Source organism: Roseovarius sp. Pro17 (assembly GCF_035599575.1).
Lineage (GTDB): Bacteria > Pseudomonadota > Alphaproteobacteria > Rhodobacterales > Rhodobacteraceae > Roseovarius.
In genome coordinates this window covers 1388344-1411942 of sequence record NZ_CP141179.1, presented here as the reverse complement: position 1 = coordinate 1411942, position 23599 = coordinate 1388344, and the positions used below count along the sequence as shown (strand labels likewise).

Annotated in this window: 23 protein-coding genes; 7 read left to right on the top strand and 16 right to left on the bottom strand. The window is 61.4% G+C overall.

Features of this window, described 5'->3' with window-relative positions; all coding sequences use genetic code 11:
* Positions 1–68 precede the first annotated feature (68 nt).
* Both ppk2 and U3654_RS06850 read left to right on the top strand, forming a co-directional pair.
* Entirely contained in the window at positions 69–965 is an 897-nt protein-coding gene (ppk2, locus tag U3654_RS06855) for a polyphosphate kinase 2 (protein WP_324754595.1), read from the top strand.
* Positions 958–1575 (top strand): TetR/AcrR family transcriptional regulator, encoded by a 618-nt coding sequence (locus U3654_RS06850; RefSeq protein ID WP_324754594.1) that lies wholly within the window; start codon positions 958–960, stop codon positions 1573–1575. The genes ppk2 and U3654_RS06850 overlap by 8 nt, the downstream gene beginning before the upstream one ends.
* Here the strand turns inward: U3654_RS06850 and U3654_RS06845 are convergent, their stop codons facing one another.
* From U3654_RS06845 to U3654_RS06830, 4 genes are all read right to left on the bottom strand, one after another.
* Positions 1576–3567 carry an acyltransferase family protein gene (locus U3654_RS06845; RefSeq protein WP_324754593.1) on the bottom strand — a complete coding sequence of 664 codons (1992 nt, stop codon included), beginning with the start codon at positions 3565–3567 and terminating at the stop codon, positions 1576–1578. It abuts the gene before it with no gap.
* Between the two features lie 116 nt (positions 3568–3683).
* Complete coding sequence (rpsI, locus tag U3654_RS06840; RefSeq protein ID WP_324754592.1) at positions 3684–4169, bottom strand: 30S ribosomal protein S9; 486 nt, start codon at positions 4167–4169, stop codon at positions 3684–3686.
* Positions 4169–4633 carry a 50S ribosomal protein L13 gene (rplM, locus tag U3654_RS06835; protein ID WP_324754591.1) on the bottom strand — a complete coding sequence of 155 codons (465 nt, stop codon included), beginning with the start codon at positions 4631–4633 and terminating at the stop codon, positions 4169–4171. The genes rpsI and rplM overlap by 1 nt, the downstream gene beginning before the upstream one ends.
* Positions 4634–4815: 182 nt before the next feature.
* Positions 4816–5244: a PaaI family thioesterase gene (locus tag U3654_RS06830; protein WP_324754590.1), complete on the bottom strand. Its 429-nt coding sequence runs from the start codon at positions 5242–5244 to the stop codon at positions 4816–4818.
* 58 nt (positions 5245–5302) lie between these two features.
* Between U3654_RS06830 and U3654_RS06825 the strand changes: the two genes are divergently transcribed.
* The 3 genes from U3654_RS06825 (at position 5303) to gluQRS (ending at position 8759) form a co-directional block, all read left to right on the top strand.
* Positions 5303–6088, top strand: a complete 786-nt coding sequence (locus U3654_RS06825) for an enoyl-CoA hydratase (protein WP_324754589.1) — start codon at positions 5303–5305, stop codon at positions 6086–6088.
* Between the two features lie 400 nt (positions 6089–6488).
* Positions 6489–7835, top strand: a complete 1347-nt coding sequence (trmFO, locus tag U3654_RS06820) for a methylenetetrahydrofolate--tRNA-(uracil(54)-C(5))-methyltransferase (FADH(2)-oxidizing) TrmFO (RefSeq protein ID WP_324754588.1) — start codon at positions 6489–6491, stop codon at positions 7833–7835.
* 48 nt (positions 7836–7883) lie between these two features.
* Positions 7884–8759, top strand: coding sequence for a tRNA glutamyl-Q(34) synthetase GluQRS (gene gluQRS, locus U3654_RS06815; protein ID WP_324754587.1), 876 nt, complete (start codon positions 7884–7886; stop codon positions 8757–8759).
* Between the two features lie 31 nt (positions 8760–8790).
* Here the strand turns inward: gluQRS and hisI are convergent, their stop codons facing one another.
* Entirely contained in the window at positions 8791–9153 is a 363-nt protein-coding gene (gene hisI / locus U3654_RS06810) for a phosphoribosyl-AMP cyclohydrolase (protein ID WP_324754586.1), read from the bottom strand.
* Positions 9154–9219: 66 nt separating this feature from the next.
* On the opposite strand from hisI, the gene U3654_RS06805 reads away from it, so the two are divergent.
* Complete coding sequence (locus U3654_RS06805; protein ID WP_324754585.1) at positions 9220–9660, top strand: iron-sulfur cluster assembly scaffold protein; 441 nt, start codon at positions 9220–9222, stop codon at positions 9658–9660.
* 238 nt (positions 9661–9898) lie between these two features.
* On the opposite strand, the gene U3654_RS06800 is transcribed toward U3654_RS06805, so the two are convergent.
* From U3654_RS06800 to U3654_RS06780, 5 genes are all read right to left on the bottom strand, one after another.
* Positions 9899–10030: a hypothetical protein gene (locus tag U3654_RS06800; protein WP_324754584.1), complete on the bottom strand. Its 132-nt coding sequence runs from the start codon at positions 10028–10030 to the stop codon at positions 9899–9901.
* Positions 10031–10133: 103 nt separating this feature from the next.
* Positions 10134–12248 carry an ATP-dependent DNA helicase RecG gene (gene recG, locus U3654_RS06795; RefSeq protein ID WP_324755243.1) on the bottom strand — a complete coding sequence of 705 codons (2115 nt, stop codon included), beginning with the start codon at positions 12246–12248 and terminating at the stop codon, positions 10134–10136.
* Entirely contained in the window at positions 12245–14506 is a 2262-nt protein-coding gene (gene ligA, locus U3654_RS06790) for an NAD-dependent DNA ligase LigA (protein ID WP_324754583.1), read from the bottom strand. Before ligA ends, recG begins: the two co-directional genes overlap by 4 nt.
* A gap of 297 nt (positions 14507–14803) precedes the next feature.
* On the bottom strand, positions 14804–15520 hold the full coding sequence (ctrA, locus tag U3654_RS06785) for a response regulator transcription factor CtrA (RefSeq protein WP_324754582.1): 717 nt from the start codon (positions 15518–15520) through the stop codon (positions 14804–14806).
* Between the two features lie 93 nt (positions 15521–15613).
* Complete coding sequence (locus U3654_RS06780; RefSeq protein WP_324754581.1) at positions 15614–15892, bottom strand: DUF1153 domain-containing protein; 279 nt, start codon at positions 15890–15892, stop codon at positions 15614–15616.
* Between the two features lie 184 nt (positions 15893–16076).
* Here U3654_RS06780 and mnmA point away from each other — a divergent pair, with 184 nt between their 5' ends.
* Positions 16077–17222 (top strand): tRNA 2-thiouridine(34) synthase MnmA, encoded by a 1146-nt coding sequence (mnmA, locus tag U3654_RS06775; RefSeq protein ID WP_324754580.1) that lies wholly within the window; start codon positions 16077–16079, stop codon positions 17220–17222.
* Between the two features lie 7 nt (positions 17223–17229).
* Here mnmA and lpxB read toward each other — a convergent pair whose 3' ends face one another.
* The 6 genes from lpxB to bamA all read right to left on the bottom strand — a co-directional run bounded on the left by lpxB (position 17230) and on the right by bamA (position 23545).
* Positions 17230–18384 carry a lipid-A-disaccharide synthase gene (gene lpxB, locus U3654_RS06770; RefSeq protein ID WP_324754579.1) on the bottom strand — a complete coding sequence of 385 codons (1155 nt, stop codon included), beginning with the start codon at positions 18382–18384 and terminating at the stop codon, positions 17230–17232.
* On the bottom strand, positions 18381–19190 hold the full coding sequence (locus tag U3654_RS06765; protein WP_324754578.1) for an LpxI family protein: 810 nt from the start codon (positions 19188–19190) through the stop codon (positions 18381–18383). Before U3654_RS06765 ends, lpxB begins: the two co-directional genes overlap by 4 nt.
* Positions 19191–19194: 4 nt before the next feature.
* On the bottom strand, positions 19195–19989 hold the full coding sequence (lpxA, locus tag U3654_RS06760; RefSeq protein ID WP_324754577.1) for an acyl-ACP--UDP-N-acetylglucosamine O-acyltransferase: 795 nt from the start codon (positions 19987–19989) through the stop codon (positions 19195–19197).
* Entirely contained in the window at positions 19986–20459 is a 474-nt protein-coding gene (gene fabZ, locus U3654_RS06755; protein ID WP_324754576.1) for a 3-hydroxyacyl-ACP dehydratase FabZ, read from the bottom strand. Before fabZ ends, lpxA begins: the two co-directional genes overlap by 4 nt.
* 93 nt (positions 20460–20552) lie before the next feature.
* Positions 20553–21188 (bottom strand): OmpH family outer membrane protein, encoded by a 636-nt coding sequence (locus U3654_RS06750; protein WP_324754575.1) that lies wholly within the window; start codon positions 21186–21188, stop codon positions 20553–20555.
* On the bottom strand, positions 21188–23545 hold the full coding sequence (bamA, locus tag U3654_RS06745; protein ID WP_324754574.1) for an outer membrane protein assembly factor BamA: 2358 nt from the start codon (positions 23543–23545) through the stop codon (positions 21188–21190). The genes U3654_RS06750 and bamA overlap by 1 nt, the downstream gene beginning before the upstream one ends.
* Between the last annotated feature and the right edge of the window lie 54 nt (positions 23546–23599).

The following is a 23599-nucleotide window of genomic DNA, read 5'->3' as shown; positions in this document are numbered from 1 at the left end:
TTGCACAGCGTCCGCCTGCGTCCCATAGTGGCGCGGCACCCACGGCGCGCAAAAAGGACGACCCAAAGATGAGCCTTCCCTTCGATGGCGCGATTAGCGCGTATTTCCAGCATGACGCGCCCGAGCATATTCGCGAGGCGATCCGTACCGCGGACAAGGACGACATTCTTGAGCCGGACCACCCCTATCCGGCCCGGATGCGCCGCAAGGAATACGAATCTCAGCTGCATGCGATGCAGATCGAACTGGTCAAGTTGCAGGCCTGGACCAAGGCGTCGGGCGCGCGTATCGCTATCGTCTTTGAGGGGCGTGACGCCGCAGGCAAGGGCGGCACGATCAAGCGTCTGCGCGAGAATCTCAATCCGCGCGGCGCGCGGGTCGTCGCCCTGCCCAAACCGTCCGATACCGAGGCCACCCAGTGGTATTTCCAGCGCTACGCCGACCACCTGCCCGCTGCGGGCGAAATAGTCTTCTTTGACCGCAGCTGGTACAATCGCGGCGTCGTCGAAAAGGTGTTCGGTTTTTGCACGGACGCCGAGCGCGACCTGTTTTTCGATCAGGCCCCGGCGTTCGAAAAAATGTTGGTGCAGGACGGAATCATCCTGATCAAATTCTGGCTGAACGTCGGCCGAGCCGAGCAGTTGCGTCGCTTTCTCAGCCGCGAGAGTGATCCGTTAAAGCATTGGAAACTCAGCTGGATCGACGTCGAAGGTCTGAAGAAGTGGGATGAATACTCGTCCGCTATCAGCGAGACTCTGGCCCGCACGCATACCGATCACGCGCCATGGACGATCATCCGTTCCGACGACAAACGGCGTGCACGCCTCGCCGCCATTCGCCGCCTTCTGGATGCTGTGCCCTACGTCGACAAGGACGCCAAGGCCATCGGTGCAGTCGATCCGCAGATCGTCGGCGGTCCGGGTCTATGGGCCGATGCGTCAGGCGATCAGGCAGCGAATGACTAAGCGCGGCTATCACCACGGCAATCTGCGTCAGGCCCTCGTCGAGGCGGCGCTGGCGCTGATCGAGGCCAAGGGGCCGGCCGGATTTACCTTGTCCGAGGCGGCCAAGCAGGCAGGCGTGACCCCCGCCGCCGTCTATCGCCATTTTGGCGGGCGCGAGGATCTGATCGCCGAGGCCGCGCTGCAAGGCTACGAGATGTTCGGCGCGCTGATGGAGCATGCGTACCGCTCGGGCCAGCCCTCGGCGCTGACCGCATTCGAGGCAACGGGGCGCGCCTATCTCGCCTTTGCCCGCCGCCATCCAGGCCACTACATCGCTATGTTCGAAAGCGGCATTTCCGTCAATCGCACGCCCGAACTGGCCGCTGCCGCCCTCGCCGCGCGCCGCGTGCTAGAGGAAGCAGCTGCACAGATTTGCCAGCATATACCTGCTGAAAAACGCCCCCCCGCAGCGATGTTTTCAGCCCATATCTGGGCGATGAGCCATGGGGTGGTCGAGTTGTTCGCGCGCGGTGCGCCCGGCGCCGCCAGCCCCTTTGCCCCAGAGGATTTATTGGAGAGCGGGATTGGCATTTATCTGCGCGGTCTGGGACTAATTGCGCCCGACGGCTGATCAGCCGGGTGCGTAGCTATGTGCGAACACGGGTGCCAATCCCCGCGCGCCGACTACCGATAGATGATTAGTGTCGCGATAGAGGACCTCGCCATCGCGAATCCAAACATAGCTATCGCCGTCGGCAAAGCGATCCGCCAGCATCAAGACCTCGGCGCCGCGCCGCTCTGCGACCTGATGCAGAACCCGGTCCGCGTCTTGGACCAATCCGTCATTGGCGGTGCGAGTCACAAAACTGTTCCTGAACTTGTCCCGGCTCTGTCGGGTATCGAGCCCCATCAACATCGCCTGCTCGATCAAGGTCTGGGCTATCACCCATTGCAACGGCACCTGCCCAACGAGGACGACGCGCACGCCGGCCTTTTCATAAAATGCGAGGGTTTCGTCCAGCGCCACCTCGAAATTCGCCAAGCGCTCAGCCTGACGGACGTGGCGCGCGCCAAAGTCGGGGCTGAGCGCGTAAGTCGCCTTCTCGTCTGCGTACTCGCCGGTGGCATAGAGGCTCCAACGCGCGACCAGATAGACGGTACCAACCCCTCGATCGACTACTTCCTGCGCTGTTTTCTGCACAAAATCATGGCAATCGCGCTCATACTGCCCACCCTTGGCCAGATAGACGCCCAATAGCGGCGGGCATGCACCCCGCGCCGCCATAAGAACGTCGACGCCATGCGCACGGGACAGGGCGGCGAAACCCGGTATCATCGCCTGCCCGTGACTGTCGCCCAGCACGGCCACCGTGCCCGCGCCGCCATCGCCAGTATAGATGGTGCAAAGCTGCGCCTTGCCGATGCCATCGCCATCGACGCACCCCGATCTGGAGTCCGGCGCGATCAACTGATTGCGCAATTCCGTCAGCATTCCGGGCGCTTGTTCCTTGATCCGAGACGGAAACCCGCCCGTCCCATCCCCGACAAACCCGAACGCCGCGATCGCCGCGATTCCCGCCGCGCTCACCGTCAGCAGGCCACGCTGGCCCGGCAATACGGTGCGGCGGCGGAACGGGGTTTCGACGTAGCGCATCGTCAGCCAAGCCAGCGCCAGCGTCATCAGCGTCAGCCCCGACATCACCCACAGCGATGGCTCGCCGATGCTGCGAATGCGCGCAAAGGCGAATAGCGGCTGATGCCACAGATATGCGCTGTAGCTGACCAGCCCGATCCAGACCATCGGCGACGCGCTGAGGACGCGCGCGGTCCAAGTGCCGCGATCCGCAAAAAGAATAATCAGCATCGAACCTACGACCGGCACCAGCGCATAAACTGACGGGAATGGCACCGCTTCGTTGTAGAAGAATATGCTGTAGATGATCAGCGCCAGGCCAGCCAATCCCATTGTATCGCTGCGCATCTGAGGACGGTTGAACAGTATGGCGGCGCAGATTGAGCCAGCCAGCAGCTCCCACAGGCGCGAGAAGGTGAAGTAGAAATTCTCGCCCGGATAGGTCCGCCAGCCCCATTCCGCCAGCGCCAGCGACAGCGCCGAAAGGATCAGAAAAACGATCAGAAACTTTTGGCGTACGAATAAGCCTAGCGGCAGAAGCACCAGCGGAAAGAGCAGATAGAACTGCTCCTCCACCGCGAGGCTCCAAGTATGCAAAAGCGGGCGCAGGGCAGAGCCAACGTCGTAGTAGGACGATTTTTCCAGAAAGTGGAAGTTGGACAGAAACAGCGCGGCAAAGGCCTGACTGCGGGCATAATCCTCGAACGGATCGGGGGCCAGCCACCGCCATGCGAAGGGAATGGTGCAGAGCAGAACCAGAAACAGTGCTGGAAGGATGCGACGCGCGCGGCGTTCGTAAAAGCCCAGCAGCGAATAGGTGCCGGCCTCACGCTCGCCAATAAGGATTGTGGTGATCAGATAACCGCTGATGACAAAGAAGACGTCGACACCGATATACCCACCGGCGAACGCCGAAAAACCGGCATGGAACAGGATGACCGGAATGACCGCGACGGCGCGCAATCCATCTATTTCAGGCCGGTAGCGCATCTACATTCTCAGCTATTGGGCGCAGCCACAGGTGCCAAATGCTCCTGCAGAAAGGACGAAAGGCGCAGCGGATATTCCGCCGCGCCCTTTTTTGTTCGTAACCCTCCAGCAGCGAATTATCGCTTGGAGAACTGGAAGCTCTTACGCGCCTTGGCACGACCGTACTTCTTACGCTCGACGACACGGCTGTCGCGGGTCAGGAAACCTGCCGCCTTCAGCGCGCCGCGCAAGGACGGATCATAAAGCTGAAGCGCCTTTGAAATGCCGTGCTTGACCGCGCCGGCCTGACCCGAGAGGCCGCCGCCGACGACTGTCGCCATCACGTCGAACTGGTCTTCGGTGCCCGAGATGGTGAAGGGCTGGCGCAGGATCATCTGCAGAACGGGACGCGCGAAATATACGTTCAATTCCTTGCCATTGACAGTGACCTTGCCCGAGCCGGGCTTGATCCAGACGCGGGCGACCGCGTCCTTGCGTTTGCCCGTAGCGTAGGCGCGGCCCAGTTCGTCGCGAACCGGCTCGCGCTGAATGGCAACTTCTACATTGGTGGTACCCGATGCGATTGCGTCGAGATCCTCGAGGGAGTTGATTTCGTCAGCCATCAGTAAGCCACCCGCGTGTTCTTGGAGTTCATGTTCTTGACGTCCAGCACCGCAGGGCTCTGGGCCTCGTGGGGATGCTCGGCGCCAGCGTAGACGCGCAGATTGGTCATCTGCGTGCGCGCCAGGGTGTTGCCCGGCAGCATACGCTTGACCGCTTGCATCACGACGCGCTCGGGGAACTTGCCCTCGAGGATCTCGCCGGTGGTGCGCGACTTGATGCCGCCCGGATGGCCGGTGTGCCAATAGTTCGGCTTGTCGCGCTTATTGCCGGTCAGCTGAATCTTCTCGGCATTGATGACGATGACGTTGTCGCCCATGTCCATGTGAGGGGTAAAGCTGGGCTTATGCTTGCCGCGCAAGCGCATAGCGATAATCGACGCAAGACGGCCCAGAATGATGCCTTCAGCATCAATCAGTATCCATTTCTTGTCGATATCCGCCGGTTTCGCAGAAAATGTCTTCATGACCGCAGAATCCTTAATTGCCGCCGGGGCATGGCCAGTGCCAGTCCCCTTGGTGATGGGCGGGTTATATAGGCTTGAGTCGGCGCGTCAATATGCGTTCATCCATATATCCATAGTGAATTCAATAGGTTACAAATTAGGTATTATAATACCCCACGACTGAGCGCTCAAACTGCACGTTTTCAAGCGTTCCGTGCGGGCGGGATCGAATAGGTCAGGCTGGCACGCGCGGCAGGTTCCTCTGCGCCAACCGATCGGACCAGCGCATCGCCCACCGCCAGCACGCGCCCCAGTTTTAGCAAACGCACGTCTGCAATAAGGTCAGCACCCGCAGCGGGCTTGCGCATGAAATCGAGGCTACAGTTAGTCGTTACGGCCAGCGCCTCTGGCCCGATCATGCTGAGCACCGTCAGATACATGCCCACATCGGCCAGCGCGAATATCGCCGGGCCAGATACCGTGCCGCCGGGACGCAGATGCTGCTGGCGCACCTTGAGGCGCAGCGACAGTTGCATCGGGCTCAGATCTTCTATGGCCAGATCGGACGCCACCTGCGGGAATTCAGCGACCATGAACCGGGTCAGATCGTCCACCGACATCTTTAACGCCATGCTTTCCTCCGCGCTGCGCCACCGCTACAGATGAGCGCATAGCACGAGGAGAGACAAGATGGCGATGATAGAGCGCAGCGACACCGGCGCAGTGGCCCGGCTGACCCTGAACGCCCCTGAGCGGCTGAATGCCCTCAGCGACGCGATGATGGCCGGCCTACTGGCCGAACTGGAGACGTTGGCCAGCCAGCCCCATATCCGCGCCGTTATCCTCGCAGGGGCTGGCAAGGCGTTCTGCGCCGGGCATGACCTCAAGGAAATGACTGCGGGTCGCAGTGCCGAGGATGGCGGTCGCGCCTACTTTGGCGATCTCTTTGCGCGCTGCGGCGACCTGATGATGGCGATTCGCGCCCTGCCCCAACCCGTTATCGCCGAGGTGCATGGCATCGCCACCGCCGCCGGCTGTCAGTTGGTCGCGTCCTGCGACATGGCCGTTGCGGCGGATGGCACGCGGTTTGGCGTCAACGGCGTGAATATCGGCCTATTCTGCTCGACTCCTATGGTGGCGCTCAGCCGCAACATCCCACGCAAGCAGGCATTCGAAATGTTGACCACCGGCGCGTTCATCGACGCCGCCCGCGCCGCGGATCTAGGGCTGATCAACCGCGCGGTCCCTGCGGGTGACTTGCAGCAAGAAGCGATGGAACTGGCCCAGACAGTCGCGGCCAAACTGGGCGGCGCAGTTCGCATCGGCAAGCGTGCCTTTTACGAACAGGTCGAAATGCCGCTGGAGCAGGCCTACCTCCACACCGGCGAGGTCATGACGCAAAACATGATGTTTGAGGACACCGCCGAGGGCATCGCGGCCTTCCTTGGCAAGCGCAGCCCCGACTGGTCACAATAAAGCCCGATTCGTGCCCGTCCGCCCTTGATAGGGAGCCCATTGTGGCCAGACCTCCACCAATCTCGTCGGATTTGCTGGCAGTGTTTCCAATTTATTGCCTTATAACTTCAATATTTGCCACTTTTCTGCCCCATTCGATCAAGTTGTTCTTTTCAACTACATTCTTTGCGGCTAGTCTCAAGTTAGATTTTGGGTCACCGCAGCCGCTGTCATGTCCCTCCAGGCCAGCCTCTCTCTGGCCCCAGACATGCCTGGCGCGGTGACCCGAACTAATCCTCCCTACAGACTCGCACCATTATGGCCCGCAGCAGGCAGGCGCTTGACTCACTCCGCATGTGTAACGGCCAACAGCCCGGTTGAACCCTTTCCAAAGCGCAGGCGATGAACTATCTGCCGCACTATGACAAAGGTTTTGAACATCGTCGGAGGCGGCATGGCCGGGGCCGAGGCCGCATGGCAAGCCGCCCATATGGGCGTGCAGGTCGTCATCCATGAAATGCGCCCCAAGGTCGCAACCTTCGCACATCGCACCGGCGATCTGGCGGAAATGGTATGCTCCAATTCCTTCCGCTCGGATGATGATGAGCAGAACGCCGTCGGTCTGTTGCACTGGGAAATGCGCGCCGCGAACGGCCTGATCATGCAAACCGCGGACCACCATCGCCTGCCCGCAGGCGGCGCGCTGGCCGTCGACCGCGACCCTTTCGCCGCCTCGGTAACCGAGGCGCTTCGCGCGCATCCCGGCATCAGCATTTCTCATGAGGAAATTACCGCGCTGCCCACGGATGGCCACTGGATCATCGCCACCGGTCCGCTTACCTCGGCGGCGCTCGGACAGGCTATAGCCGCCGAAACAGGCACCGACGCGCTGGCGTTCTTTGACGCGATCGCGCCGATCCTGCACCACGACACCATCGACATGTCGCGCGCCTGGATGCAATCGCGCTATGACAAGGGCGAAACCGAGGACGAGCGCACGGCCTACCTCAACTGCCCGATGGACCGTGAGACGTATGACACCTTCATCGACGCGCTGCTGGCCGCCGACAAGACCGAGTTTCACGAAGGCGAAACCGCCGGTTATTTCGACGGCTGCCTGCCCATCGAAGTCATGGCCGAGCGCGGCCGCGAGACGTTGCGCCACGGCCCGATGAAGCCTGTGGGCCTCACCAATCCGCATCAGCCAGACGTCAAGCCATGGGCCGTCGTCCAGCTGCGGCGCGATAACGCACTGGGAACACTCTATAATATCGTTGGCTTCCAGACCAAGATGAAATACGGCGCGCAGGCCGACGTGCTGCGCATGATCCCCGGCCTCGAAAATGCACGCTTTGCCCGGCTGGGCGGCATCCACCGCAACACGTTCCTCAACTCGCCCACGCTGCTCGACGAGCAGATGCGTTGGCGCGCGCATCCACATATTCGTTTTGCGGGTCAGATCACCGGCGTCGAGGGCTATGTCGAATCGGCCGCCATGGGTCTTTTGGCGGGTCGCCTTGCCGCGTCCGAAATGCAGGGTCAGCCGCTAAGCGCCCCACCGCAGGACAGCGCCATGGGCGCACTGATCCATCACATCACCGGCGGCGCCGAGGCGAAAACCTTCCAGCCCATGAACATAAATTTCGGCCTGTTCCGTCCCGTCGATGGCCTCAAGGGCGGACGTCGGGGCCGCAAGGACCGCTACAAGGCCTATACCGACCGCGCCAAAGAGGCGTGGCAGGGCTGGTTGGCACACAGCGCTGCGTGACAGGCGCAAACTTCACGTGAAGATGGACGTTTAGAGAGTTGAAATTAAATGACTTTCATTACCCGCTTTGCCCCATCTCCGACCGGCCCTCTACATCTGGGCCATGCCTATTCAGCACTCCTTGCGCATGACATGGCGCAGGCACGCGGTGGCACTTTTCTGCTGAGAATTGAGGATATTGACCAATCACGCTGCCGCACCGAATGGGAGGCGCGGATTTTGGACGATTTGGCTTGGCTCGGCCTGAATTGGCCCACCCCAATCATGCGCCAGTCGGACCGCCTGCCCGAATATCGTGACGCCCTCTTGACCCTGTGGCAGCGCGGTCTGCTCTATCCCTGTAGCTGCACACGCCGTGATATTGCCGCCTCGGCCAGCGCCCCGCAGGAGGGCGCACCGCTCACCGGCCCCGACGGTATAGTCTATCCCGGTACGTGCCGCCCGCCGCTGGGTTCGCATCCCCTCGGGACATCGCCCGAAGATATCGCTCTGCGCCTTGATATGCGCGCCGCAAGCCAGACGCTTGGAAACACGCCCTTGACGTTCAATGAAACCGGCGCTGGCCCAGATGAAGAGGCCGGCATCATCACAACCTCTTGGGGCCATGTCATCCAGCGCATCGGCGATATCGTCCTCGCCCGCCCGGCCATGGGCACGTCCTATCACCTGTCGGTCGTGCTGGACGATGCCGCGCAGGATATCACCATGGTGACTCGCGGCGCTGACCTCTTTGAGGCGACTGCGATTCATGTCATCCTGCAACGCCTACTGAACCTGCCGACGCCCAATTACCACCATCACCGCCTGATCCGCGACGATGCCGGCAAACGTCTGGCCAAGCGCGATGACGCCCGCGCCATCGCCAAGTACCGCGCGGACGGCGCCACTCCTGCTGATGTGCGCCGCCTTGTTGGTCTGCCCTAGCGCATTTTCATGGGGGAAGTATCCATATCCCTCAGCCAGATTCGGGCGCTATCACAACTTGTTCCGCACCGTCTTCGACCACCGTGTAAAAACAGCTGCGCCGATTCGTGTGGCAAGCTGGTCCGGTCTGCTCGATCCTGAGCAACAGACAATCTCGGTCACAATCGACACGAAACTCGACCAGTTTTTGCACATGGCCCGACGTCTCGCCCTTGATCCACAAGGCCTGCCGTGAGCGCGACCAATAGGTCACCCGACCAGTCGCCAACGTGCGCGCGACGGCTTCGGCGTTCATCCACGCCATCATCAACACCTCGCCACTCTCAGCATCCTGCGCAATTGCGGGAATAAGGCCTTGCGCATCATAGGTCAGGCTGGCGGGATCGAAACGCATGGGACTTTCCTTTTGCATCTGGCGGCGCGCGCCTTATCTATGGGGCAACACCGCGAAGGACCAGACATGACCGCCAACGCCGATATGATCAAGCTCTACTCCTCGCGCATCCTCGCGCTGGCAGCCGACATTCCGCGTCTTCAGCGCTTGGAAGCGCCCGGTGCTACCGTGAAGCGGCGCGCACCGCTTTGCGGATCGACCATCACGGTCGATCTGACCTGCGAGGACGGCACCGTCACCGATTACGGTCAGGACGTGAAGGCCTGCGCGCTGGGTCAGGCCGCCGCCAGCGTGGTCGGCGCGAACATTGTGGGATGCGACGGCGCCCAAGTGCGCTCGGCGCGCGACGCGCTGGCCCTGATGCTTAAGGAGGACGGCCCGACGCCGCCCGCGCCCTTTGACGGGCTAGAGGTGCTGCGCCCCGCGCAGGATTACAAGAACCGGCACGCCTCGATCATGCTGTCACTGGATGCCGCAGTCGAGGCGCTAGAGACGGCTTGCGACTGATAACCTGCCGTCCCTCAAGACAAAAAAACCGCCGCACATCCAGAGAAGGATGGCGGCGGAAGTATGCGTATTCCCATGTGGGACCCGGCGCGCTGGAATTCGGGGAACAGGGCAAACCCCGAAGGCGATCAGTGACAGGCAGTGTCGGTCGTCGCGTGGCATCAATTACTAGGGACAGATGATGCGATGGCGCGCAGGCACGGGATTTCGCAGGCAGAAACTTGGATGGACCCCGGGGTCAGAACCCCTGGGCAAGGCCGGGCAGATAAAGACAGCCCATCAGCATCACGACGAGGGCGGCGGCCCCGACAGCATCGCCCAGCAACGTCTCGTGCGAGCGGGCGGCGGCGGTTTTGATCTGATGTATCATCGTGGCGACCTTTCATTGGATCAGTTGCCACTTTGTTCTCACTTTGCGTTGCAAAAGTAAAGAACTAATTAAGAACATTTGTGAACAATTTGGAACACGCAAGCTAACCTACTGAAATCAAACGGATCGCCTGATCACGTTCCATCAGCCATAGCAGTACGCGCGCGGCCCGCCCGCGCGGACCGGTCATGTCCGGGTCATCGGACAGCAGTTTGCGCGCATCGCTTTGCGCAACAGCCATCAGTGCCGTCTGCCCTTCAAGGTCAGCGATACGGAATCGCGGCAAGCCTGACTGTGCCGTACCGATCACATCCCCCGCACCGCGCATTTCCAGATCTACCTCCGCAATGCGAAATCCGTCGTCGGTGTCCCTCATTGTCGCCAGCCGCCGCTCACCGCTCTCGCTGAGCGGCGACTGATACATCAACAGACAGGTGGACGCCGCGCTCCCGCGCCCGACCCGCCCCCGTAACTGGTGCAGTTGTGCCAGACCAAAACTCTCTGCCCTTTCAATCACCATGATCGACGCGTTCGGCACATCGACGCCCACCTCGATCACCGTGGTCGCGACCAACACCGACGCCTCACCGTTCTGAAAGGCGGTCATGGCCGCGTCCTTGTCCTCGGGCGGCATCTGACCATGGATCAGCCGGACGTGGCCTTCGCCAAGGGCCGCGCGCAGGTGGCGAAATCGCTCTTCGGCGCTGCTGAGATCGCTCATTTTGCTCTCATCCACCAGCGGACAGACCCAATAGGCCTGCCGTCCCTCGGCGATGGCACGGCGCAGCCTTTCGACCACCTCGCCCATGCGCGCAATGTTGACCAAAGCAGTCGCGATAGGTTTGCGCCCCGGCGGTTTTTCGTCCAGCACGCTGATATCCATATCGCCATATTGCGCGAGGCTAAGGCTGCGTGGGATCGGCGTGGCCGTCATCACAAGCACATCGACAGCAGCACCCTTGCGCCCCAGTTCCAACCGCTGACGAACGCCAAAACGGTGCTGCTCGTCTATGATGGCAAGGCGCAGATCGGCGAATTCAACATCCTTTTGGAACACTGCATGAGTGCCGACTAAGATATGGATGTTGCCTGCCGCGAGGGCCGCCAGCTTGGCGCGCCTCTCGGCCCCCTTGTCGCGACCGGTCAGGATCTCCAGCACCACACCTGCGCTCTCCGCCAATGGGCGCAGCCCCTCAAGATGCTGGCGCGCAAGAATTTCGGTGGGCGCCATCATCACCCCCTGCCCGCCTGCCTCGACGGCGATCAGCAGCGCATTCAGCGCAACCAAGGTCTTGCCAGACCCCACATCGCCCTGAAGCAGGCGATTCATTTTCATCTCGCGCGCCATGTCTGCGGAAATTTCGGCAATGGCGCGGGTCTGCGCGCCGGTCGGCTTGTAGGGCAGCGCGGCCAGAACGCGCGCTTGTAACGTGCCACTGCCTGTCGTCGTGCGACCCTTGCTACGTTTCAATTGCGTCCGCGCCAGCGCCAGCGTTAGTTGATGGGCCATCAGCTCGTCATAGGCCAACCGCACGCGCGCGGGATGGGTCGCGCCCAGATCCGCCATGGTGCGCGGCGCATGGGCCGTACGCAGCGCATCCGCCCAATCCGGCCAACCTTGCTGCGCCTTCTGGCCCGGATCTATCCACTCAGCGAGGTCCGGCAGACGGGTCAGCGCACCTGTAACGGCCTTGCGCATGACGCCCTGCGTCAGGCCGGCGGTCAATGGATAGATCGGTTCAAAATCGGGAATTTCTGCACCCTCATCCGCTGGCAGCATGTAGTCGGGATGCACCATCTGCGCCACGCCATCAAACAACTCAACTTTGCCCGACACGATGCGCCGCGCGCCGGTTGGCAGCGCCCGGTGCAAATATTCGTCATGTGCGCGAAAAAACACAATCTGAAAGCTGGTCTGCGCGTCCTCGACAGCTACGCGATACGCGCCGCCGCGCCGCGCGGGCGCGTGATGCTGGCCGACGGTCACCTCGACGGTCACGACACCGGGCAGATCGGCGCCCAGAACCGATGCTCGCTTGCGCCGGTCAATGCCCGATTGCGGCAGGGTCAACAGCAGATCGACGGGCTTTTCGATCCTGAGGACGGCCAGCAATTTGGCCGATTTAGGGCCGACGCCCGGCAGCGTTTCCACATCCGCGAACAACGGAAACAGCGCCTCGGGGCGCCCCTTGAGCGTACCTGTCGACTCGGCGCTCATGTGCCGCCGATCAGCGCCAGCCACGCGTCCTCGTCCATCGTTTTGACGCCCAGTTCGGCAGCCTTTGTCGCCTTGGACCCGGCACCAGGGCCGGCGACCAGAATGTCGGTGCGCGCGGACACGCTGCCTGAAACCTTGGCGCCCAGACTTTCCGCGCGGGCCTTGGCCTCGGCGCGGGTCATTTTTTCCAGTGTACCAGTAAAAACGACGGTTTTGCCCGCGACTGGGCTATTGGCGGTATCTGGCGCGGCGGCGTCCTCGATCGTCAATTCGGCAACCAGCCGGTCGATCGACGCGCGCTCGGCCGTTTGCCCGAAGGCCGTCACCAGTGCTACCGCAACCGTTGCGCCGATGCCGTCGATCCCGGTGAGATCGCTCCATGCGATGCGCGCGGCATCACCGATACCGTCCCAAACAGCATCGCGCGCGGGCTTGATCCTGGCGCGGCGGCTTTCCTGAGCGGCGATGCGGCGCTCTTTCGCTTCGGCCTCATCGGCGCTCAGATGGCGGGCAGCAGCGGGGCCTGCCGCATCCACGGCATCAACGAGCGCCTGCCAACTGCCGAAATGACGTGCCAGATCGGCGGCTGCAACCTCGCCCACATGCCTGATCCCAAGCGCAAAGATCAGACGCGCCAGCGGCACTGTGCGACGCTCGTCTATCGCGGCAAAGAGATTGCGCGCGCTCGTCTCGCCCCATCCGTCTCGATTGGCCAGCTTTGTCAGGTTTTCGTCATCCCGCGCCTTGAGCGTAAAAATATCTGCCGGCGTGCGGATCGCCAGTTGATCGTCGTGATAGAACATCTCGACCTGCTTTGCGCCCAGCCCCTCAATGTCGAAAGCGCCGCGACTGACGAAATGTTTCAGCTTTTCGACCGCCTGCGCGGGGCAAATCAGCCCGCCGGAACAGCGCCGCACCGCGTCGCCCTCTTCACGAATGGCGTCCGAGCCGCATTCGGGGCAGATCGTCGGAAAGGCGAAGGGCTGCGCATCTGGGGGGCGTTTGGACAGGTCCACATCGGCTATTTTCGGAATGACGTCGCCCGCGCGGTACACCTGCACCCAGTCGCCCACGCGGATATCCTTGCCGTCGCGGATTTCGACTCCATCGCCGCCGCGGCCCGCGATATAATCCTCGTTGTGTAACGTCGCATTGCTGACCACCACGCCGCCCACTGTAACTGGCGTCAGCCGAGCCACTGGGCTAAGCGCGCCAGTGCGACCCACATTGATGTCAATCGCTTCCAGCCGCGACCAAGCCAGTTCTGCCGGGAATTTATGCGCAATGGCCCAGCGGGGCGTTGTGCTGCGATAGCCAAGACGGCGCTGGAGATCCAGATTGTCGACCTTGTAAACGACGCCGTCGATATCGTAGCCGAGGCTGGCGCGTTGTTGCTCGATATCGGCGTAGTGGGCCAGCAGATCGTCAACGCCGTGGCAAAGCACGGTCAGCGGGTTGGTAGAAAAACCAAGGTTTTTCAGCCGCTCTATCGCACCGAATTGTGTGTCCGCCAGCGGCGCGCTCAGTTCGCCCCACGCGTAGGCAAAAAACGCAAGTGGGCGCGCTCGGGTGATTTCAGCGTCGAGCTGGCGCAGCGATCCGGCTGCAGCATTGCGCGGATTGGCGAATATCTTGGCGCCCGCCTCGTTCTGCCGCTTGTTCAGCGCCTCGAAATCGGCATGGCTCATGTATATCTCGCCGCGCACCTCCAGAATATCGGGCAGAATATCGCGTGTTCCTGTCAGAGTCTGCGGTATGCTGACAACGGTGCGTGCGTTGGCAGTCACGTTTTCGCCCACCGCACCGTCGCCGCGCGTCGCGGCCTGCACCAGCGCACCCTGCTCATACCGCAACGACAAGCTGAGCCCGTCGATCTTCGGCTCAGCGGTATAGGCAAGAGGTGCATTCGCCCCAAGACCCAGATACTTGCGCACCCGCTCGTCGAATTCGGCGATTTCTTCTGGATTGAACGCATTGCCCAGCGACATCATGCGCTGCGCGTGCGCGATTTTGCCAAAGCCGCCAGAGGGGGCCGCGCCAACCATGTCGCTGGGACTATCCGCGCGCTTAAGATTCGGAAACCGAGCCTCGATCGCGCTGTTTCTCGCCTTGAGCATGTCGTAGTCGGCGTCACTCAGACGCGGTGCGTCATCGGCGTGATAGTCCAGATTGGCCTTAAGCAACGTCGCAGCGAGGTTCGCCAGCTCGACCTCTGCCTCTTCCTCGCTCAGCGTATCGACAGCGCGCGCGTCCTGCATCAGTGCCCCCCTGCTCGGCGACCCAAAGCGCCGAGCCTGCCATGTCGCACATGTGATAGGGCGCGCCGCAGGCGAGGTCCAGTGGCGCAGGTTCGGATGTGGCGTTCAAAAGCAAAGTGCAGACTGACGGCAGGATCGCCGCTGGCGGCTTGCACAAATCGTCAGACTTGGCTGATCCCGCACCCAGTCGTGCAGCCAGACCCTGTTTGCGCCCTCCCTGGCGAGCAGATCAGACTGCTCGCACAACGGGCCGAGGCGATCAGGGCACTGCGCGTATAGCCGCGCCCTGCTGGCGTGTCAGGCCCCAACGGCCAGACGCTGCTCATCCAACTCAGATGGCTCGGGATCGCGCAAGACGTAACCACGTCCCCATACGGTCTCGATATAGGTTTTCCCGCCCGTTGCCTCATTCAGCTTCTTGCGCAGCTTGCAGATGAACACGTCGATGATTTTCAGCTCGGGCTCGTCCATGCCGCCATAGAGGTGGTTAAGGAACATCTCTTTCGTAAGCGTCGTGCCCTTGCGCAGGCTAAGCAGCTCAAGCATCTGATATTCCTTGCCGGTCAAATGCACTGTCTTGTTCGCGACATCTACCGTCTTGGCGTCGAGATTGACGTTTATCAGTCCCGTGCGGATGATCGATTGCGAATGCCCTTTGGAGCGGCGGATGATCGCGTGAATACGCGCGACCAACTCCTCGCGATGAAACGGCTTGGTCAAGTAATCATCCGCGCCAAAGCCGAAGCCCTTGATCTTGCTATCAGTATCATCTGCACCTGACAGGATCAGGATGGGCGTTTCGATCCGAGCAAGGCGCAGTTGGCGCAGCACGTCATGGCCAGTCATGTCCGGCAGGCCCAAATCCAGCAGGATCAGATCGTAATCGTAGAGCTTTGCCAAATCGATGCCCTCTTCGCCTAGCTCCGTCGTATAGACGTTAAGATTGGCATGGGTCAGCATCAATTCGATGCTTTTCGACGTTGTGGGATCATCTTCAACCAGAAGGACACGCATTCACTATTCTCCGTAAAAGGACCTGTTTGAACCAATCCTGACCAAAATTGGTTAACTACACGTTACCATACGTGAACATTTAGCGAGTTCAATCTAGGGTTGTCGATATAGTTTCAGCGCTGTGGCTTTTAAAGCGTCCCCACCATGCAGAGAAACAGCGCGAACCCATTCTGCAAACTCCTCTTCGCTCAACTGATATCGTTTACACGCATCGCCTTGCGAAATAAGGCCGTAAAGAACGCCGCGCACCACCGCCAGCTTGCGCGAGGCGACCCAGCGCGTTGTGTCCGGCGCCGGCAAATCAGCGTGCGTCATTGTGCGGCCATTGGGCAACATCACGGCCCGCGGGCCATCAACTTTTTTCAGATACATCGTCCAAATCCTCGTAAATCCGAGGTTTAGAATGGCCGATGGCCCTTAACGGCGGCTAAAACCGTGCGGGCAAAGTGTCTTGGATTTACCTTAAGCCGTGCGACATTGCGGGTCGCAAAGCGTTTTGCGTTTTGCAGCCCGAGGTACTATGTGACACATCAACGAAACAAACGGACCCTGCCCCATGCCTCTCGACATCGCCCCTCGCATCAATTCACTCGGCTTCGCCAAGCCAGAGGCCGACACGCGCGTCGTCGTCGCCATGTCCGGCGGTGTCGACAGTTCGGTTGTGGCTGCACAACTGGCCGAAGAGGGCTATGACGTGGTTGGCGTCACGCTGCAACTCTACGATCACGGCGCGGCGCTGGCAAAAAAAGGCGCGTGCTGCGCGGGCCTCGACATTCACGATGCGCGGCGCGTGGCCGAGGAAATGGGATTCCCCCACTACGTTCTGGACTATGAGAACGTCTTCAAAGAGGCCGTGATCGACGAGTTTGCCGACAGCTATCTGGCCGGCGCCACGCCTGTCCCCTGCATCCGCTGCAATGAGCGGGTGAAGTTCAAGGACCTGCTGGAAACCGCGCGCGATCTGGAGGCCGATTGCATGGCGACCGGCCACTATATCCAGCGCAAAATGGGTGCGCACGGCCCCGAATTGCACTCGGCTAAGGATGTGAATCGGGACCAGTCCTATTTCCTCTTTTCCACCACGCCTGAGCAACTGGATTATCTGCGCTTCCCGCTGGGTCATTTGCCATCCAAGGATGCAACCCGCGCGTTGGCCGCGAAATACGGATTGAGCGTAGCGGACAAGCCCGACAGTCAGGACATCTGCTTTGTCCCGAACGGAAATTACGCCTCGGTCATCGAAAAGCTGCGCCCCGGCGCGGCCGAGCCGGGCGAGATCGTCGATACTGACGGCACCGTTCTGGGTCAGCATAACGGTGTGCTGCACTACACAGTCGGCCAGCGTCGCGGCCTCGGCATCGGCGGGCTGGAAACCCCACTTTATGTGGTCAAGCTGGACGTGGACGCGCGCCGCGTGATCGTCGGGCCCAAAGAGCTACTTAGCACCGCCATTGTGCCGGTGCGCGAGATCAACTGGCTGGGCGACGATGCCTTCGACGCGGTGCCCGAGCGACATGTGTCGGTCAAGGTCCGCTCTACCCGCGCCCCGCGCGAGGCGGTGATCCGGCCATTGTCGTCCACGAGTGCCGAGATTGAGCTGCTGACGCCAGAGGAAGGTGTGTCGCCTGGACAGGCCTGCGTGTTCTACGAAACAGACGGCAGTCGCATCCTCGGCGGCGGCTGGATCTGGCGCGGATACTGACTTAATTTCAGCGGGTTAAGCCTTTTAGCACTGCCCGCGCCGCGCGCAGGCCGGGCGCCTCACCGCCCTTCCCGAGTCGCTGCATCGTCAGTTCCATCGCATCCAGCTGCGCACCCGGCGCGTCCAGCATTTTCAGCAGCGCAGCCGATATTTCGGTCGGATTGCAATGCTTGCCGTTGCATTCGGGGATGGCGCGCGTCTCGCTGACGAGGTTCACCAGTGTCAATGTGTCGACCTTCAGCAGTGCGGCGATGATTTGTCGGCTTAACCAGCTGACGTCATAGGCGATGACCATCGGTGTCGCACTGGCTGCCAATTCCAGCGACACAGTGCCCGAGGCCGCCAGCGCACCCGAGGCAACACCAAAGGCAGACGCCTTTTCAATCTTGTAGAGGTCACTCTTCATGTTAGACGGATCAAGGATCAACGGCCGTGCAGGCCAGTCCGCGACCACCTCGCGCAAAAGCGGCGCGACGTGGGCCGTCGTCGGCACGACAAGGCGCAGCTCAGGATGCTTTTGCAGAACCGGCCCCAGCGCGCGACCAAAGATCGGCCCCAACCGACCCACCTCTCCCTTGCGAGAGCCGGGTAGGACCAGCATCACAGGCGCCTCTTTCAGATCATGACGGGATCGGAAATCGGCGATCTCCGCCTCGCTCGCCTGCGGTTCGGAAACAACCGGATGGCCGACGAAATCACATTCCATCCCAGCGGCGCGCATATATGGCGGCTCGAACGGCAATAGGGCCAGAACATGGTCGATAACCTTGGCCATTTTGGTCGCGCGCCCTGCCCGCCACGCCCAAACCGACGGCGCAACATAATGCACGGTGCGTAGATTGCTGCGCTCCTTGACCAGCTTTGCGACGCGCAACGAAAAATCGGGGCTGTCGATGGTGATCAGAACGTCCGCGCCACTGCTCAGCACGGCCTCGGCGGTCTGGCGGATGCGCCGCTTGAGATGGCGATATTTCGGCAGCACCTCAGTGATGCCCATAACGCTCAACTCATCCATCGGGAAAAGGCTGTCGAGCCCTTCGCTCTGCATGAGTGGTCCGCCAATACCCTCAAAATTGACATCTGTAAGCGACTTCAATCCAGCCATCAGCGCCGCGCCCAAGCGATCGCCCGACGCCTCGCCAGAGAGGATAAAGACCTTCACGCAATCGCCTGTGATATCAGAAAAATTCCTCGCTCTTCTGCGCGTGCAAGCGTCACCTCCCGATCCAGTATTACGACGCAGTTCGCAGCCACAACCAGCCCGGCAAGTCCCGCATCCGCCACGCCGTCCACTGTCGACGGGCCGACCGTCGGCATGTCGATGCGCAGATCCTGTCCGCGTTTGGGCGCCTTGACATAAACGCCCCGCTGCCCACGCCTGAGCGCGTCAGGCGTCTGCGCAACGTAAGCCAACAGCGCGTCGGTACCCTGCACCGTCTCTATTCCAAGGCACTGACCGCCCGCCACGACACAGCTCTGCCCAATGTCCAGCGGCGAGATTTCAGCGAGAATATGCGCCGCGCGTGCGGCATCGGACAATTCGGCCTCCGAGGGCGTCGGACCAACCGCCAGCCCCTTCTCGACGGTCAAGCCCGGCAGCAGCTCATGCGCGCCCAACACATCGAATCCCTGCTCTTCGAACATCGAGATGACAAAGCGCAGCAGCGCGTCGTCACCCTGCGGGATTGCCGCCATCAGGCGAGGCGCAAGGCGTGTCATCTCGGCGTCGAACTCGGCCGGGTTCAACGCGGGCCGCGTCAGCGACCCGGCAAACACCATGCGCTTGACACCTGCCTCCCTCATCGCGGCAAAGAGCCCGCCAATCCGCTCCAACGGGAATTCTTGCGCCGTTTCACCCAACTCGCTCGGCACACCGCGCAGGGTGAAATGCAGCGCTTCGGGATGAGCGTGCGCCAGCATTACGGGCAACGCGCCACCACAGGCGAGAATGGCCAGACGTTCCGACATAAACCTAGCCCTGACCCGGCGTCAAAAACGACCGGTCGCTGCCGCCGGTCACGAATTCGACGATCTGCGCGACGTATTCGCTGTCGGTCTCGCCGCCCATGCGGCGTGCGCGCTCCTGAAAGGTGCCCTCGCCCTGCGCCAACATCTGAAACGCGGCGCGCAGCGCGGTGATGTCGGCGCGCCCTACGCCCCGTCGTTTCAACCCAACCAGATTTAGCCCGTCCAGCACGCCTCGCGGCGCCTGCACGAGGCCGTAGGGTATGACGTCGTTGGTCACCATTGTAACCGCGCCGATGATCGCCCCCCGCCCGATGCGCACGAATTGATGCACCCCCGAAAGGCCGCCGATGATCACGTCGTCCTCGACCACGCAATGTCCGGCCAAGGCGGCATTGTTCACGATGATCACGCGGTCACCGATGCGCACGTCATGGGCGACATGACAGCCGGCCATAGCCAGAAAATCGTCGCCCACCTGCGTCAGCCCACCACCACCCGCCGTGCCGGTGTTGATGGTCACATGCTCTCGAATGCGGGCGCGCGCGCCGATTTCCAGCCTCGTCTTTTCACCCTGAAACTTCAGATCCTGCGGCACCTCACCAATGCAGGCGAAGGAATAGATCGTGCTGCCCGCCCCGACGGTGGTCTCGCCGGTGATGACCACATGGCTTTTCAGCACGCAGCCCTCGTCCAAGGTCACATCAGGGCCGATATGGCAGAATGGGCCGATGATGCAGCCGTCGGCGATCTGCGCACCCGGCTCGACGATGGCGCTGGAATGGATGTCGCCAGCGCTCATGCGGCCTTCTCACCGCCCATATCCATCATCGCGGTAAACTCGGCCTCACAGGCCATTTCGCCGTCCACGCTGGCCACGCCCGCGAACTTCCAGACCTTGCCCCCCGGCTTGCCGCGCACCGTGGTCAGGCGCATCTCCAGCACGTCGCCGGGTACGACCATGCGGCGGAACTTGCATTTGTCGATGGCCATGAAATAGACCAGCATGTCCTTGTCCTGCATCTCCAGCGCGGTGCCGACCATGACGGCGGCGGTCTGGGCCATCGCCTCGACGATGGTGACGCCGGGCATGATAGGCTTGCCTGGGAAATGACCCTGAAAATGCGGCTCGTTCATGGAAACGTTCTTGATACCGACCGCCGACTGATAGCCGTCGATATCGCGCACCTTGTCGATCAGCAGGAACGGATAGCGATGCGGGATCAACCGCTGGATCATATGAATGTCGGCAGAGGCGAGCGGCTGGGTCATCAATGTCCTTTCAGGCGCCTTTCAGGCGCGACATTTCGGGCAATCTGCGCCACGCTTTAACAATTCGGCCCGCATGGAGCAAGGCGGGCCGGATCATTCGTCCGCAGCATCCGGTTCCAAGCCACTGCCGGTATCGTTGACGTCTTCGGACTCCAGCCCCGAGCCGTCGCCGATTTCCGCATCGACGCGCGCGATGGCCAGATCGGTTATGTCGATCACGTCGGCGCGCAGCAGCACCTGTCTGTTATCGAGAATGATCTTGCCGCCTGTATCGCGCATCACCTGTACCAAAATCGGCTCGGCCATGCGCATCAGCGACAGCGGAGCCAACTCACGTCCCCGCTCCAGATCGCGCACCTTCTGATCGTTCTCGGCACGGATCGACCGGACCTTGGCGTCGAAAGCGTCGGCCTCTGCGCGAAACTCAGGCGCGCTCATGGTCTTGCGCGCGTCGGTCAGGGCCTGCTCCTCGGCGCGCAATTCGGCCTCTAGCTCGCGATTATTCGCGATCAGGGCATCACGTTCACTTTGGTACTGCTCGGTTAGGCGCTGGCCCACTTCGGTCTCGGCGAACAGACGGTCGGGGTCCAGTGTCAGGATTTCACTCTGGATCGTGCCGATGTCCTGCGCCTGGGCATTTGCGGCATGCACCCCCCCCAGCGCCAGAAAAAGGGCCAGCGCCGCATGTCGCGCGCTGGCCCCCAAAATGCCCGGCCCGCCCCACCGCATCAGAAGGTGGAGGCGATGGACAGATCAAACGATTGCGTCTTGTCGCCCGGCTCTTTTTGCAACGCATGGGAAAAGTTGAAGCGCAGCGGACCAAAGGGCGACTGCCATATGACGGACAGGCCGACCGCATGGCGCGCCTTGAAGCCGGTCGAGGCCAGCCGGCCGGTCGCGCCAGCGGTGTCAATATCCCAGATGCCGCCAATGTCGTAGAATGCACCGCCGGTGATGCCATACTCGTCCGGCAGGCCCAGCGGAAACTCGGCGTCGAACTTGAGCGCGGCAAAATAGTTGCCGCCCAGCTGCTCGCCGCCCTCGGTTGGACCGATGCCATTTGGCTCGAAACCGCGAATGACCTGGCCGGAATAACGGTCCACCGCGCGGCTGTCGTCGCTGCCCCAAAAGTTCAGCGCACCACCTTCGAGCGTGGCGCGCAGCGTCAGCTCTTCGTTCAGCACCTTTGTCTGGGCAATCGCACGAGCAGAGGTTTTGACATATTCTTGATCGCCGCCGAGGCCGTAGAAATCCTGACCAAAGGACAAGAGCACACCAGCGTTAGGGTTAAGGCCAGTCCGGCGCGTGTCGTAGGTGTATGCATAACCCACGCCGCTGGCGAACTCGTCGCCGCGCGCTGTCTCGGCGGCCAGGATGCCGCTGGCTCCGGTGTAATTGCTCATGTCTTTGTAGGTGGCGCTATAAAGCAGCGACAGACGACCGTTTTCGCTGACCGGGAATGTCAGGCTGGGGCGGAATGTCCCGATGGTCGTGTCATAAAATGAGAAGTCGTCCGTCGTCTCGACCAGACCGAAATCGAGGCCAAAGGCAACATCGCGACCCAGGAACGCAGGCTCAACGAAGCTGAGGTTGTAATTCGCCTGATCCGCACTGGCCGAAATTTGCGCCGCCAGCCGCTGACCGCGTCCGAGGAAGTTCCGCTCGGTAAAGCCGACGGAGAAGCCGATGCCGCTGTTGGTCGAATAAGACGCGCCGAAGGATAGCGAACCGGTGCTTTTCTCTTCGACATCCACGTCCACGATGACCTGATCGGGGGTAGATCCCTCGCGCGCATCGACCTCGGCGGTTTCAAAGAAATCGAGTGCGCGAATACGCTCGGCCGACTCGCGAATTTCACGCGGGTTGAACGGGTCGCCCTCGGCGGTATTGAACTGGCGGCGAATGACGCGGTCGAGCGTGGTTGTGTTACCCTCGATATCGATGCGCTCGACAAATATGCGCGGCCCACGCACCAGCGCAAATTCGACGTCAAGCGTCAGATTGCGCTCGTTGCGGGTGATACGCGGCTCGACCCGCATGAAATCGACGCCATTGCGCACGCCCAGACGTTCCATCCGCGCGATCGAGTTTTCAACCTGCGTGGGCGAATATATCTGGCCCGGCTTAACCTTTAGCGCGGCCTGATACTCGGCGGCGTTGACCCCCGTCAGTTCGCTGACTGTGGTGATGCGACCAAAGCGGAATTGCTGCCCCTCCTGAATGTTGAAGGTCACGAAATATGTGTCACGCTCGCGCGCCAGTTCCGCATTGACGCCAGTGACGCGGAAATCGACATACCCGCGCGCGGCGTAAAAATCGGCCAACAGCTGCTTGTCGAACTCGATACGGTCCTGAACGAAAGTGTCGCGGTTAACCAAAGCGCGGAACAGGCCTGCCTGCTTGCTGTCCACGACACGGCGCAAACGGCGGTCCGAATAGGCGCGGTTGCCGACAAAGCTAAGGCGCTGCACCTCAATCTTCTTGCCCTCGAAAATTTCGAACACCAGATCGACGCGATTGTCGCTGCGGCGGATCACCTTGGGATTGACACGGGCGGCGCTACGCCCGCTTTCAGAATAGGCGCTGACGATGGTGGCGGCGTCACGCTCGGCCTTGGCGGGGTTGAAAACCTGGCGTGGGGCGCTCTCGATCTGGCCCGAGAGGTCCTCGTCCTTGATCTTCTTGTTGCCCTCAAAGGCGATCTTGGAGATCGTTGGATACTCGGTTACGCGGATTTCCAGTGTGTTTCCACGCGGATTGATCGACACCTCCTCGAACAGGCCACTGCCCAGAATGCGCTGATAGGCCTCGTTCAACTCACCCGCCGACAGCGTCTGCCCGCGCGCTATACCTGCATAGGTCAGGATCGTGCCGGATTCGATGCGCTGGTTGCCCTCGATCGCGACGTTGTTAAAGCGGTAGGATTGCGCTTCGGCGCCAATCGGTGACAGCGAAAAGACCAGCGCAAACAGCGCGGTGCAAAATACGCCAATAATGGCCGATCGGCCTTTTTGCGGGTTCGGGCCCCTGCGGCGCGAGAAGAAAGTGAAGCGGTGCGGCGCGCGCAGGAAATTCGGCATTTTCATGATCCAACCCAGTCAAGGAACCTAGTACGAAGTTCAGTAACTGGTCAGGGAAGG

Excerpts from the sequence above, each read along its gene's own strand:
- fabZ (WP_324754576.1), bottom strand. The coding sequence starts at position 20,459 with ATGACCCAGCCGCTCGCCTCTGCCGACATTCATATGATCCAGCGGTTG.
- bamA (WP_324754574.1), bottom strand. The coding sequence starts at position 23,545 with ATGAAAATGCCGAATTTCCTGCGCGCGCCGCACCGCTTCACTTTCTTC.
- ligA (WP_324754583.1), bottom strand. The coding sequence starts at position 14,506 with ATGCAGGACGCGCGCGCTGTCGATACGCTGAGCGAGGAAGAGGCAGAG.
- lpxA (WP_324754577.1), bottom strand. The coding sequence starts at position 19,989 with ATGAGCGCTGGCGACATCCATTCCAGCGCCATCGTCGAGCCGGGTGCG.
- gluQRS (WP_324754587.1), top strand. The coding sequence starts at position 7,884 with ATGACTTTCATTACCCGCTTTGCCCCATCTCCGACCGGCCCTCTACAT.
- mnmA (WP_324754580.1), top strand. The coding sequence starts at position 16,077 with ATGCCTCTCGACATCGCCCCTCGCATCAATTCACTCGGCTTCGCCAAG.
- U3654_RS06765 (WP_324754578.1), bottom strand. The coding sequence starts at position 19,190 with ATGTCGGAACGTCTGGCCATTCTCGCCTGTGGTGGCGCGTTGCCCGTA.
- U3654_RS06800 (WP_324754584.1), bottom strand. The coding sequence starts at position 10,030 with ATGATACATCAGATCAAAACCGCCGCCGCCCGCTCGCACGAGACGTTG.
- U3654_RS06780 (WP_324754581.1), bottom strand. The coding sequence starts at position 15,892 with ATGTATCTGAAAAAAGTTGATGGCCCGCGGGCCGTGATGTTGCCCAAT.
- trmFO (WP_324754588.1), top strand. The coding sequence starts at position 6,489 with ATGACAAAGGTTTTGAACATCGTCGGAGGCGGCATGGCCGGGGCCGAG.
- U3654_RS06850 (WP_324754594.1), top strand. The coding sequence starts at position 958 with ATGACTAAGCGCGGCTATCACCACGGCAATCTGCGTCAGGCCCTCGTC.
- U3654_RS06845 (WP_324754593.1), bottom strand. The coding sequence starts at position 3,567 with ATGCGCTACCGGCCTGAAATAGATGGATTGCGCGCCGTCGCGGTCATT.
- rpsI (WP_324754592.1), bottom strand. The coding sequence starts at position 4,169 with ATGGCTGACGAAATCAACTCCCTCGAGGATCTCGACGCAATCGCATCG.
- U3654_RS06830 (WP_324754590.1), bottom strand. The coding sequence starts at position 5,244 with ATGGCGTTAAAGATGTCGGTGGACGATCTGACCCGGTTCATGGTCGCT.
- recG (WP_324755243.1), bottom strand. The coding sequence starts at position 12,248 with ATGAGCGCCGAGTCGACAGGTACGCTCAAGGGGCGCCCCGAGGCGCTG.
- ppk2 (WP_324754595.1), top strand. The coding sequence starts at position 69 with ATGAGCCTTCCCTTCGATGGCGCGATTAGCGCGTATTTCCAGCATGAC.
- ctrA (WP_324754582.1), bottom strand. The coding sequence starts at position 15,520 with ATGCGTGTCCTTCTGGTTGAAGATGATCCCACAACGTCGAAAAGCATC.
- U3654_RS06825 (WP_324754589.1), top strand. The coding sequence starts at position 5,303 with ATGGCGATGATAGAGCGCAGCGACACCGGCGCAGTGGCCCGGCTGACC.
- U3654_RS06750 (WP_324754575.1), bottom strand. The coding sequence starts at position 21,188 with ATGCGGTGGGGCGGGCCGGGCATTTTGGGGGCCAGCGCGCGACATGCG.
- hisI (WP_324754586.1), bottom strand. The coding sequence starts at position 9,153 with ATGCGTTTCGATCCCGCCAGCCTGACCTATGATGCGCAAGGCCTTATT.
- rplM (WP_324754591.1), bottom strand. The coding sequence starts at position 4,633 with ATGAAGACATTTTCTGCGAAACCGGCGGATATCGACAAGAAATGGATA.
- U3654_RS06805 (WP_324754585.1), top strand. The coding sequence starts at position 9,220 with ATGACCGCCAACGCCGATATGATCAAGCTCTACTCCTCGCGCATCCTC.